We start from the raw sequence: 12,354 nt of genomic DNA, 5'->3' as shown, positions 1-12,354 counted from the left end.
GGTATTTAATGAATTACGCAGCATTAATGAATAATGGTTTTGATTTTTCAAAAAACTTAGTTAAGGCTCAGGCTCCAAAGGTTGATAGTTTTTCATTTACTGATTTTCTAAGCAAAGGTTTTGATAATTTTAGTAAATGGGGGAATAAAGAAATAGCAAAAAATGGAGCAAGAACTAATTTTGATAGGCTTATAGATCTTGGTGGGCTTGCCGGAGGACTTTGGGGCGGATATGAAGAGCAGAAAATGGCAAAAAAGAATTTTGAGCTTCAAAAAGATGCTTACAATTTTAACAAATACTTAGCACAAGAGGAGCTTAGAAGAAGACAAAATAGAGAAAATAACTTAAAAGAAGTTTGGGCTAGTTAAAGTTTATGGATTTAAGGGGTTACCTTAAATCCTTTATTTTAGATATCAAATAAAGGTTGAAAAATGGCATATTATAACCCACAGCAAGTAGTATTTAACCCAAGTCTTGGTGTAATTCAAAATGCAGGAAAAGTAGGTGGAGTTTTATACGATAGTATGAAACAATATAGAGAAGAAGAAAACAAAAGAAGACTTTTGGCGCAAAGAGATGAAGAATTAAAAGCTCGACAAGAACAAAATGAGATTAATAATGCTTTTTTAAATAATAATTTATTGCAAAAGGAAAGAGCTTTTGAGTATGCTATGGAGCAAGATAGAATAAAGAATAATTTAGAACTGCAAAAATTAAATCAGCTAAAGCTTTCTAATGAATTAAATTTTAAATCAAAATATGGTTTTTTAGAGCCTAGCGAAGATGAAATAGAAGGTATGTTAAAAGACAATACTGGTATAGAAAAACCCTATTTGCTTTCTAGTAATGAAAAAAACTTAATGCAAAAAATGAAAAACCCAAAAAAAGAAATTGGTTTTTTAGATACATTTGTAGATGGCTTTTATGCGGGAAAGGAAAATAGAGATACATATAGCAAAATGTTTTATAACGCGCATAATGAAGCTATGTTAGATTTTGCAAGGGCAAAATATGGTTCACAAGTTACAAACAAGCAACAAGAAGATATAGAAAGAATTCATGGATTGCCTAGTTTTTCATTTATAAGAGATCAAATTCCATTAGATAGATTTTATAAACTTAAATCAGCTCAAGCAGATACACTTAAAAAAGCAGCTTATGATAAAACACGTGAAAAACTATTAAAACCAAGCATTTATAATCACCCAGTGTTAAGAAGAGAAGCAATAGCTGAATATAAAAATTATGTAAAAAAAATAGATGAAGAATTACTAGAGACTAAAAAATGGCTTGGTATTACTCCAAATAATCCTGGAAAAATAGTAGATATATCACAAGAACATAGCAATCAACCTATAATCACTCCATTAGTTGATGGTACTTATTTAGTAGAAAAAGATGGAAAATTTTACGAAGCAAGTTATGCTGAATTAAAACAAATGGGAGTTTTTGAATGAGAGAGATAACACTAGAACAAGCACAAGAATTAAAAAATCAATATGCAATAAACGCCTTAGCTGATTTAGAAGATAATAAAAAAGTAATTAATTATCTAAATAGACTAAAAGAAGAAAGCACTGATGATATAGAACGAATGGATATTGATAAACATAAGGAAGAAGTCTATAAAAACACGCCTTTTTTTATGGAAAACATTTACAAAGATGGAAGTAAAAACATAAAATCAAATATTATGCAAACACTATCAAATGCTAGTGGTTCTTTGGGAAATTATAATTTTGCTAAATCTTTATTGGGTGATGAAGAAGCGCAGAGAGCAAGAGCTAAAGCCCAAGAAGAAGTATTGAAATCAATGAACCAAGAGCTAAAGAAAATGGGTGTGGGTTTTATAGGTAAAGATGAATATAATAGAAGATATTTTGTATCAAATACTGGAGAAACCCAAGAGCTTGATGATAATGTATTTATGGACCTTTGGCGTGGAGTTAAAACTAATGCTTTTGAAGTAGGTGGCTCTCTTGCTGGCGGTTTAGTTGGTAGTAAATTTAAGCCTATTTTAAAAGCTTTTCCTGGTGCTAAAAAGTATGCCGATGAGATTACAGCTGGAACTATTGGAGCTATGTTAGGGAGTGATATTGACTATACTAGAAATGCTGCTTTATTTAACAAAGAGCCAAGTTTTAATGATAGATTGGCAAATAGTGCAACTGCAGGGCTTTTAAATGTTGGTGGAGATTTGGCTGTTTTAGGTGGTGCTAAGGCTTTAAGTGGTGTTAAAAACTCATTTTTAGGAGTTAAAGATGGTATAAAAACAGGGTCAGCTGTTGGCAAAGATATGATAGATGGGATAGCCCTTAAGGGAAATAGAGTTATTGATAAAATCAGTCAAAAAGATATTCCCATAGTTGGCAAGTTTAGTGATGGTGGCTTGCAAAATGCTGAAACAATTTTTAACAATCTTACAAAAAATGTGGAAAATAAAGCCCAAATTGATGAATTAATATTAAAAGAAAACCCAATATACTTAGAAAATGGAAAACCTACAATAGAAATATTAAAAAACCTTGTTGAGCAAGGACTTAACAAAAACAATCCGCAATTTATACAAGATAGTGCTAAAAGAACAAGTGCTATTTTAAAAAATATTTCTAATGCTTTGTCGGGTTACCCCACTACACAAAGAAGAGAAATACTACTAAAAGCAGCACAAGCGTATCCTGAAATAGGTAGTTTTTTAGATGATGTTTTAAAAGCTGATAAAGATGCTAGCATTTCTTTTTTAAACATAGTTAAAGAACAAGATGAGATGTTTAAGAATAAAACTGGTTTAAGTGGGGAGTTTGATGTTAAGGCTTGGCAAAAAAATAATAGCTCTTATAAAAAAAGAATTAATAATGAATATGCTCAAGCTATAAAAAGTATAGATGAGCTTAACAACGGCTCAATAAGGTTAAGCAAAGAAGATTTAGCAAAGATTGAAGAGTTTAAAAACAACAATTTTTTAGAGCAAGATATAAAAACAAATATTAGTAGCTTTCTAGAAGATGCTATTGATAAAGACTTAAGTGCTGAGCAAATATTTAACTTAAGAAGTGCTATAAATAAGCAATTAGCCACAGGAAACAAGACATATAATACTAAAGAAGCTTATAGACTAGTAAAAGATACTTTAGATGAAACTATGATAAAAAATGCAAGTGATAAAGAACTAGCAAGGAAGATTTTAGAAGATGCTAATAAAAACTATGCGTTAAAAGAAAATTTTAATAATAGTTATCTAGGAAAAATAAAAGACCAAGAAACGCCCGAAGCGCTCGCACAAAGAATAGCTAATGGTGCTAGAAATATCAATGAAGATAAGGATTTAAAAAGAGCTTTTGAAGGTATGAATGAAGCAGAGCGAAAAGCAAATGAAAAACATGTTTTTAATGCATTACTAGCAAAACATAGAATTGAAGATATAGGATATGATTTTAAGAGCCTGGCAAAAGATATGGATAATGTAGAATTTGTAAGTAAAGACTTAAAATATGCAAAAGAAGTAGTAAATGTTTATGCAAAAATTTATCAAAACAATAAAGACTTAATAATGACGGCTTTAGCTAGTAGTGGCAAAAAAACAAATTCTGCAATGGCTACAACAATAAGTGGTGTTTTTGATAGAATATTAATAAGCGGTGTTTTTGCTAGAATACATGCTTTAGCGCCTTTTATGAAGAGTGCTAAGGAGCAAGCGTTAAGAAATCAAATATTAGATGCATTAAGACTTGCTAAAACCAACAAGCAAATTATAAAAAATCTCAAAAACATAAAAATATCAAGTCCAGAACAAAGTAAAATCTTTAAAGATGCTTTGGATAATTATATTAAAGTAGATAAAGAGCAAAATAAAATATTAAAAGATGCACTAATAAAAGAAGGGCTTATCAAAGGCGATAATTTTTATATGGACAAGCCTAATCCTAGGTATGCTAAAAGTGATTTAAATATAAAAATGAGTGTCTCTCCAAATGTTAGAAATTTAGCAAAGCTTACGAATGATGAGATTGTAGCTGACTTAGAATATTTAGCTAGCAAACATAAAGAGATGTTTAAAAAGCCTAGTGATGTATTTAAACTTATAAAAGAAATTAAAGAAAATCCTACATTTTTTTATAAAAACAATAGAATGGATATAGCTTTAATAGTAAAAAGATTAAATGATAATAAACTAGGAAAGCTTGGTATAAACAAAGATACTGGAGAAGTTAGACATGTGACAAAAGTTAAAGAAAAAGATTTAACAAGACTTGAAAAAGTTAGTAAAAAAAATACTAAGGAAAATGTTGGCATTATCCAAACTTTCATCCAACCAGGTAGCAAAAATGATAATACATTGAATGGGCTACCAAATATTTTTAATTCTACCCAAGATAAGCCTAAAGAAAACTTAATTGAGAAATTAAAGGACAATAAGAACAGGCAAAAAAAATCTATACATGATTTTTTTGCTAGTAAAAATGGTAAAAAGTTTGATATTTTTGATTTATATACAAGCAAAACAGATTTATTAGATATCAAAAGACTACAAGATAAATTAGAAATTTTTAAAGCTCAAAAGCCAAAAGAAATAAACTATAAAAGCATAAAAAAAGGATATATATTAGATGATTTGCTCAATGTAGATGAAGATGTTGTTTTTGCCGTAGTAAACAAAAAAGACCTTAAAACATCATTAACGAGAAGTTTAAACCAGTTTAGAAATAGACACTCTAATTCAACTATAAACAACATAAGAGAACAATTTAACGAAAGAGAGCATTTTAAGGAAAGCTCTAATTTTGATGGCTTACCTACTATTACTAAAGATGGTCTGGTTATAGCAGGAAATCATAGAAGCACTGCTATAAAAGATTTAAAGGGTGATAACTTAAATAGATACATAAATCAAGCTAAAAAAGTTTTTGGAAGAGATGTTTTTAGTGGTTTTGATGAGAAAAATGCCATGATAGTTAGAATTTTAGACAAGAGTGATGATGAAACCATCATAAGGCTTTCTAAATTGTCTAATGATGGAAGGCTTAGTGATGAAAGTGAAAAATTGCAAGCTTTAGGAGCAAAATATAAAGATAAATTAAAAAATATAGAAAAAGCAAAGATAAATAGTGATAAAGAATTAATGTTATTTTTGGGTTCAAAAGATGTCTTGGAAAGTAAGAGGGCGTTATTAGACTATATGATGCCTGATATTTCTAATGCTTTGCTAGCTTGGGAGAGAAGAAGTGGCGGAGATAGCGAATTTAGTAGAATATTGAATAACAACGCATTAAATTTATTGCACTTGAAGCAGTCTCTTAACGAAAACAAAATATTGAATAACAATGAAGATTTTTTTAGTCTTTTTAAAAGAGCCATAGAGAGTATGAACCAAAGTAATGCATATAAAAGTTCTAGTGAGCTTTATGAAATCTTATCAAAATATGCCCAACCTAGTCTTAAACTTGAGGATAGTTTTATACCAACACACAAGGACTTACAAGCTGATATTTTGGGCTTTATTATAAAATATAATGATACTTTAAGTAATCCTAGTGAAGCATTTGAAATAAAAATAAAAAATGCGATTGAATTTATAAATGAAAATAATACACACTCTTTATTTGAGGATGTAAAATTGAGTAATTATGATATTATAAATAATATGCTAAATACAAATATATCAAATTCGGTCAAATATCAAGAAATGTTGTCTAAGGCAATAGATACTATATCAAAGCAAACATCTAATCATAAAAAAAGTATACTTGTTCAGTTGAAAGAGGATAAAGAAGCTAGGAAGGAGTTTATGGATAAATATACTAAAAAGATTAAAAATAATATGAAAAAATAAAATATTTTTTAATTTATTTCAAAATATACTAGTTTTGAAATAGCCATTTTTGTCAAAATCTCCAAAAAATATCAAAGGAGATTTTAAAATGGCTTTGTCATCTATGGACTTTACCCCACCAGCAACACAAAATGTTAAATTAAAACCTAGCGTATATGAAAAGATTATACAAATAGGTGCAAGCGAGACACCACTTTTAAACAAAATAGGCACATCAAGTGTTACAAGCCCACTGTTGCATTCTTGGCTTACAGACACATTAGCAGACCCAAAGAAGAATGCTAATTCGGAATTAAGTAAATTTAATGGCGAAACAAAAAACACAACTCAAAAAACATCTAATGCAACACAAATTTTTATTACAGAAATTTCAGTTACCACAGCTTTAATGAAAGCTAAACAATATGGTGGCAATGAGATGGAGTATCAAGTTGGTAAAAAGACAAAAGAGCATAAAAGAGATATGGAATATGCTTTATTTGGATTAGGTCGTGATAGTGATGTTAAAAAATCAGTGTTTAAAGATTATATTCAAGCGCAAGATGGCGTAAGTGGAGAAATGGCGGGATTGTTTCACTATATAGCAAAAGGAGAAACAAGCTTTAGTGGTGGAAAAAGAGGCAATGTATTAGCATTTGATGAAGCAAAAGATTGGAGCGGAACTCCTAGCTTGCTTACTGAAGATAAATTAAGTCAAATTTTACAAAGCATTTGGGATAGTGGTGCTACACCTAAAGATGTATTTTTAGGGGCTAGTTTAAAACCGGCTATTAATAAACTCGCTACTAGGATTTTTGGAAATGAGAAAAATCTAGTTGGAAATGTTATGAGCCTTGAGACAGATTTTGGAACAATCAATTTTCACTTACATAGACTATTAAGCCCTAAATATGGTTTAGGCGATGTTTTAATAGCGGGTGATTTTGAGTTTATGAAACACGGGCTTTATATTTCCACTTTTATTGAAGATGTACCTACTGATGCAACAGCAAAAGCAAAAAGAATTTACACTCAAAGCACATTAGAAGTAAGAAATGCTGATGCATTTGCTATAGGTGTTGGGCTTAGTGGCGTAGAAGGTGGAGCTTTAAAGCTTAAAAAATGAAAAGTGTATTAGTTAGGGATATTATCTTAAAGAAAATGTCCAAAGAAAGAACTAGTGTTGATGATAAATTTATAAAAGCCTATATTATGGAGGCTTTTTATTATATTTGTGGTAAATGCGAGCCTAGCGTACTCACTAAAACCATAAGAGAAGATGACCAAGTGGTCTTAAGAAACACTAGAAACAATGCATTTTTGATAGTCCCTGATGAGCCAAATTTTGAAGATGAACAAGAACATTTAATGATAGATGAAAGCCTTTGCTACGCTGTTATTAATTATGTATGTTTTTTGATGAGCAAAGGCGAAAATGTGATGTATTTAAAGCTTTGCAATGAAATTATCAATGATTATATTAGTAACGATGGAAAGGAGCTTGAAAATGCACACTTGTGATACATATAAAAAATTTATCAGAGCAAAGAGTTATGATGATTATGAAAAAAGTATTACAAACTTAGATTTTATAGCTTATTTGGATACTAAAAAATGGCTTGAAGCAATGGATGATTTGTTGTTATTTTGCCAAAGAAGAATAAAAGATAGCGATTTTTATACAGGGGAGTAAAATGGTAAGTTTAGCTGAATTGAAAACAGGTAAAGAAAAGCTAGAATTAATTAATCAAATTTTATTAAGAATTGATACTATAGCTAGAGCTTTAGACAATACAAGACTTGATGAAATTGTCGGTTTAAAAGAGAGCGTAAATTCTTTACATAAACAAACACTAGAACTAAAACAAGAAGTTTCAACAATGTATACTAGTTTTAGCGAAAATAAAAAAGATTTTGATACTAAATTTTCTAGTGTTAATGAAAAATTTAGCATTATGCAAGAGCGTTTTAGTTTTATAGAGCAAGCTTATAATGATTTTTCAAGTTCTAAAGAAGAACTTGAGCTTATAAAAGGCTTTATAGAAGAAAATAAACCTGTATTTGAAAGCTTAAAAGATGATTTATCTAAATATGAAAGTATGAAGATAGATCTAGAAGCCATTATCACAGAAGCTACAAATAATACAAAATTATCAAAAGAATATTTTGAATTAAGCTCAAAAATAAAAGATGATATTTTAAGAGAATTAGAACATTGTAAAGATTTGGTGCAAGAGTTAAACTATAGTGCTGATGAGCTTAGGGGACTAAAGCCAGAGCTTTTGCAGATAAAAAAAGAAGTAAACGAGCTTTCATCGCAAGCTAGTAAAGTAGTTTTAGATGCAAGCGAAATTATAAAAAATAAAATAAATACTATCTTTTTTGAAAATCAAAGATTAAATCAAGAAATGATAGATAGTGTCAAAAAATTGGAGGAAATAAAATATGATGTTGGCATAAAGTATAAAGAAATAATACAAGCTTATAATCTTTTACTAGAAACCAAAGAGAGTTTAGAAGAGTTAAAAGAAGTTATTGCTTTATACAAAGAATTTGAAAACGACATTAAATCATATTCAGAGCTTATAAAAAATTTCAAAGAACAAATTGCGAATTTAGAAAGTGATTTAGAAAATAAAGCACAAGGTTTACACGAAGCTTTAGAAGCAAAAGGTGAACAAGTAATCTCATCCATAGAAACAGCAAAAAATGAAGCTATTGTTAAATTTGATGAGCTTGTTGCAAAATGTGAAGGATATAAAATACATTTTGAGCAAAGTTATGATAGGTTTAATCAAAGAGCTTTAATAGCTAATGAAGATTTGGGGAGACTAGCCGAAGTTGCTAAAAAAGAGCTAGGCAATGACAAGTTAATCTATGAGACAGAATTAAAAGCTTTGCGTGATAGCACTATCGAAGCTATGGATGATATTTATCAAAAAATGTGCGATGATGCAACAGGTATAGTTTCCAATATAGAAGAAAGAGAAAGTAATTTTAGAGAATATATAGAAACATCAAAAACTTTGATTGATAATTTAACTCAAATTTTTATCACTACTTATCAAGGGTATAAAAATGAATTTGATGTTTTTGTAAATAATCATTTGCAAAATTTACATACTCAAAAAGAAGAATATAAACAAGAACTTGATGTAAAAAAAGAAGAATGTAAAGTCGAACTTGATGCAAAAAAAGATGAGTGTTTGGAAGAGATAGATGCAAAGGCTATTGATTATGATATAGTGAGTATAAAAGAAGACGTTGTAAATTTGAAACCTAGGGTTGAGGCTTTAGAGTTTGACAAGGTAAACAAAGATGCTAAGATTGATATGCTAGAAAACGCTATTAATGCAAATACTCAAAAAATAGAACAAACAAAAGAAGAGCTTTTAGAAAATGTAGAAACTAAAGAAAACAGCGGCGTAGCATCTTCTTTAGATGCTAAATTAAAACAAGAATTAACAACACTTATTAATAAAAAAGAAAACACAGGTGTAGCAAAATCACTAACAGATGCATTAAAAACAGAACTTACTAATTTGATTAATGCTAAAGAAGCAAAAGGCACTGCTGCTAATTTAGATAAAGCTTTAGAAACCAAGCTTACTAACCTAATTGGAACTAAAGAAGCAAAATTAACTTTAAGTACAACAACAAGTCGTTATTACAAAACAACAACTTTTTATATAAATGGAAAATCTTGTGGATCAATAACTTATTCTACTTACGCTCCATCATCTAGTGGCAATAACTTTTAAAGGAAATACTATGTTTTATAATCTAAATGCAAATGATTTTTTAGAACTTGAAACTACTATAGCTAGAATAGAACAAAAGCTTTTAGCACTAGATGACACTAGTGATCAAAAAAGCATCAACAAAGCCAAACACTTAAACGAAAGTAAGGCTTCATTGCAAAAATGCTTAGAAAAAAAAGATGATGATAAATATGATTTTTTCTTGCATCAAATTTATACTTTAACTTGGGGGCATAAACCCATAGAAGAAATGAATGAAGATGAAATTTTACCTTGCTACACAAAGGTAGATAAAGAACAAGTTAATATCCCTAGTTTAAAAGAAATAGCACAAAGTATTTTAAAAGAAGAAGTTGATGCACTCATTAACAATCATCCTTTAATGCAAGAAAGAATGAGTGATTATGATGAAAAAGGAGTGCCAAGAAAGATAAGTATAAGACAAGCTAAATTAGCGCTTTTAGAAGTAGGACTTTTAGAGACAATAGAAACTATGATGCAAAGTGCTCCTAAGGCAACTCAAATAAGCTGGGAATATGCAACAGAATTTGAAAGAAATAACGAGCTTATTTTATTTTTTCAACAACAAGCAAAATTAAGTGATGATGAAGTAGATGAACTTTTTAAGAAAGCAAAGGGTTTTTAATGATAGGAAAAAGTTTAACTTTTGTGCCAAATTCATATTGTAATTTTGCATGTAATTATTGTTATCTTGGAAAATTAACAGAGCAAAAAGAAAAAACAAGTGATATGGCAGAGCAATTTAAAAAAATAGCTAAAAAATTAAAAGATGATGGAGTGATTATCACAGAAGTGTTTTTACATGGAGCTGAATTTAGTACTTGCTCATTAAAAGATAGTGAAGATTTATTAAGTGCGATTGATGATTATTTTAAAGAAAATAAGCATTATATTAAACTTTTTGAAAAAGAAAAAACAATCAATCATTTAGTCCATTTAAAAACTAATCTTTACAATCTAGATAAATTCTATGAGCTTTTTAAAAAATATCAAGTTGGCATTAGTGCTAGTGTGGATTTGCCTTTAAGAATGCATGAAAAATATAGAGTATTGAAAAATGGAAAAAGCACTTTAGAAAAAACCTTAAAAATGATAGAACTTTTAAGCACTTATCCATATTTTAAGCAAATATCAGCGACTATGACTAGTGAGCATTTAAATGTAGATGAGTTTATAAAAGATATTTATATGCTTGAAGGCTTAGGTTTTGATATGGCAAATGATTTTTATATTATGTTTGCTTATCAAAGTGCTAATGCAAATAAAGAATTTGCTATGGCTAGTGATGAAGCTATGTTAAATTTTTATAAAGGCTTAAGAGAAAAGCTAAAAGATAGTAAATATGCTTTTGCACTAGAGCATTTTTGGTTTAAAGAGTTTTTGGGTGGATATTGCAATAACAGCATAAATTGTTCTAATCATCTTTTAATTCAAAAAAATGGCGATAGTTTCATTTGTCATAGATCGCAAGCTTTGAAAGAATTAAAAAGTGGAAATATTTTAAATCAAAGTTTTAAAGAAATAGAGTTTAATGCTTATAAAAACATTCAATTATTAGAAAATTCTTTAGAACTTAGTAAAGATTGTTTAGAATGTGATTATTTTCATTATTGCAAAGCAAGTTGCGTGATAGAAAGAAAAGATACAGGACTTAAAAAATCCTACACTTGTGCTTTGCAAAAAGAAATTTATAAAAACAATCCTGATTTTTTCAAAGCTGATAAACAAAAAGCTAGAATGGAAATAGATACTTTTTTAAGAGCTAATCAAATATATAAACATCTTGATAAAAGACTTCCTACATTAAGCTCTGAAATATATGAAAGAAAAAATTCTTTAGAAAATATCATAGCAAGAGATGAAATTTTAAAACAAGTCTATGATAAAAGTAATTTTTATCTAAGCATTAATGATAAATTACTTGAGCTTGATTTAGAGCTTGATGATATTTGCTCTTTAAAAAAACTTAATAAAAATGATGAAATTAAACTTTTCATCAAAAAAGATGCATTTTTTATTAATTCTAAAGAAGCAATTGATAATTTTGTATGGATGGCCTTAATTGGCGGAGATAAACAAAGATATGGCGAAGAACAAAGATTAAAAATACCACACATTGCTACTGAGTATGTTTATTGGAATAAGTTAACACATGAAGCTAAAGAATTAGAAGGATATTTCATCTATGATATTTCTTATTTTCTAAGAGCTAATGTAAAAAACTATAAAAAGGATGAAAGAAATTTTATCTTTTTTACTACAAAAGCTATGCGTGAATATCACTATGAAAAACACGCAAAGAATGCTTTTTATCACATACAAGCTATTAACTTACCTTTTTTGAGACTTGAATTTATTTGGGAGGAATGATGAATTACACTCAACAAGGAATTGAATTAGCTCAGCTTAGCACTCCTGCTTTACTAGGTGTTATTGTTATAGTTTTGGCTTATATAGTAATAAATTTATATAAAAAAATAAATCATGAAAATCAAGAAAAAGTAAAAGAGCTAATTTTGTTATCAAAAGAAACAAATAAATTAATTAGCGAACAAATCAACATTTCAAAAGCTTCAAGTGAGATTTTAGTGAAATTTATAGAAAGTCATTGTCAAAAAACACATGAGAAATTGTTGGAAATTGAAGATGATATTAAGGATATGAATATAAAGCTAAGCCATATCTCACATATTAGAAACAATGAATTATCTAAGATTTATAAAGGAAATAATAATGCATAGAGTTATAGTTAAACCTTTTGGC

10 protein-coding genes and 1 pseudogene are annotated in these 12,354 nt (G+C 28.8%); all 11 read left to right on the top strand.

The window, feature by feature from the left end; translation table 11 throughout:
• Positions 1-8: 8 nt before the first annotated feature.
• The 11 genes and pseudogenes from L8W69_RS06350 to L8W69_RS06300 all read left to right on the top strand — a co-directional run bounded on the left by L8W69_RS06350 (position 9) and on the right by L8W69_RS06300 (position 12,332).
• The gene (locus L8W69_RS06350; RefSeq protein ID WP_039625757.1) at positions 9-368 is read left to right on the top strand and encodes a hypothetical protein; all 360 of its coding nucleotides are present in this window, start codon (positions 9-11) and stop codon (positions 366-368) included.
• Between the two features lie 63 nt (positions 369-431).
• The gene (locus L8W69_RS06345; protein WP_257402304.1) at positions 432-1,457 is read left to right on the top strand and encodes a hypothetical protein; all 1,026 of its coding nucleotides are present in this window, start codon (positions 432-434) and stop codon (positions 1,455-1,457) included.
• A gap of 728 nt (positions 1,458-2,185) precedes the next feature.
• Positions 2,186-4,471, top strand: a pseudogene (locus L8W69_RS06340) (hypothetical protein); the annotation flags it as partial.
• Between the two features lie 141 nt (positions 4,472-4,612).
• Positions 4,613-5,830, top strand: coding sequence for a hypothetical protein (locus L8W69_RS06335; protein WP_263666761.1), 1,218 nt, complete (start codon positions 4,613-4,615; stop codon positions 5,828-5,830).
• 88 nt (positions 5,831-5,918) lie between these two features.
• Positions 5,919-6,935, top strand: coding sequence for a DUF5309 domain-containing protein (locus tag L8W69_RS06330; protein WP_263666701.1), 1,017 nt, complete (start codon positions 5,919-5,921; stop codon positions 6,933-6,935).
• Complete coding sequence (locus L8W69_RS06325) at positions 6,932-7,330, top strand: hypothetical protein (protein WP_039625773.1); 399 nt, start codon at positions 6,932-6,934, stop codon at positions 7,328-7,330. The genes L8W69_RS06330 and L8W69_RS06325 overlap by 4 nt, the downstream gene beginning before the upstream one ends.
• Complete coding sequence (locus L8W69_RS06320; RefSeq protein ID WP_087685567.1) at positions 7,317-7,502, top strand: hypothetical protein; 186 nt, start codon at positions 7,317-7,319, stop codon at positions 7,500-7,502. The genes L8W69_RS06325 and L8W69_RS06320 overlap by 14 nt, the downstream gene beginning before the upstream one ends.
• Position 7,503: 1 nt before the next feature.
• Positions 7,504-9,570, top strand: coding sequence for a hypothetical protein (locus L8W69_RS06315; protein ID WP_263666700.1), 2,067 nt, complete (start codon positions 7,504-7,506; stop codon positions 9,568-9,570).
• 10 nt (positions 9,571-9,580) lie between these two features.
• Complete coding sequence (locus tag L8W69_RS06310) at positions 9,581-10,216, top strand: hypothetical protein (RefSeq protein WP_263666699.1); 636 nt, start codon at positions 9,581-9,583, stop codon at positions 10,214-10,216.
• A complete protein-coding gene (locus L8W69_RS06305; RefSeq protein WP_263666698.1) occupies positions 10,216-11,961 on the top strand; it encodes a radical SAM/SPASM domain-containing protein in 1,746 nt (581 codons plus the stop codon). Before L8W69_RS06310 ends, L8W69_RS06305 begins: the two co-directional genes overlap by 1 nt.
• Positions 11,961-12,332 carry a hypothetical protein gene (locus L8W69_RS06300; RefSeq protein ID WP_263666696.1) on the top strand — a complete coding sequence of 124 codons (372 nt, stop codon included), beginning with the start codon at positions 11,961-11,963 and terminating at the stop codon, positions 12,330-12,332. The genes L8W69_RS06305 and L8W69_RS06300 overlap by 1 nt, the downstream gene beginning before the upstream one ends.
• Positions 12,333-12,354: the final 22 nt, after the last annotated feature.

Source organism: Campylobacter sp. CNRCH_2016_3089, from assembly GCF_025772505.1.
GTDB classification, from domain to species: domain Bacteria; phylum Campylobacterota; class Campylobacteria; order Campylobacterales; family Campylobacteraceae; genus Campylobacter_D; species Campylobacter_D lari_D.
The sequence above is the reverse complement of the archived record's forward strand: the minus strand, read 5'-3'. Positions and strand labels throughout refer to the sequence as shown.

Excerpts from the sequence above, each read along its gene's own strand:
- L8W69_RS06345 (WP_257402304.1), top strand. The coding sequence starts at position 432 with ATGGCATATTATAACCCACAGCAAGTAGTATTTAACCCAAGTCTTGGT.
- L8W69_RS06300 (WP_263666696.1), top strand. The coding sequence starts at position 11,961 with ATGAATTACACTCAACAAGGAATTGAATTAGCTCAGCTTAGCACTCCT.
- L8W69_RS06305 (WP_263666698.1), top strand. The coding sequence starts at position 10,216 with ATGATAGGAAAAAGTTTAACTTTTGTGCCAAATTCATATTGTAATTTT.
- L8W69_RS06315 (WP_263666700.1), top strand. The coding sequence starts at position 7,504 with ATGGTAAGTTTAGCTGAATTGAAAACAGGTAAAGAAAAGCTAGAATTA.
- L8W69_RS06325 (WP_039625773.1), top strand. The coding sequence starts at position 6,932 with ATGAAAAGTGTATTAGTTAGGGATATTATCTTAAAGAAAATGTCCAAA.
- L8W69_RS06310 (WP_263666699.1), top strand. The coding sequence starts at position 9,581 with ATGTTTTATAATCTAAATGCAAATGATTTTTTAGAACTTGAAACTACT.
- L8W69_RS06330 (WP_263666701.1), top strand. The coding sequence starts at position 5,919 with ATGGCTTTGTCATCTATGGACTTTACCCCACCAGCAACACAAAATGTT.
- L8W69_RS06350 (WP_039625757.1), top strand. The coding sequence starts at position 9 with ATGAATTACGCAGCATTAATGAATAATGGTTTTGATTTTTCAAAAAAC.
- L8W69_RS06320 (WP_087685567.1), top strand. The coding sequence starts at position 7,317 with ATGCACACTTGTGATACATATAAAAAATTTATCAGAGCAAAGAGTTAT.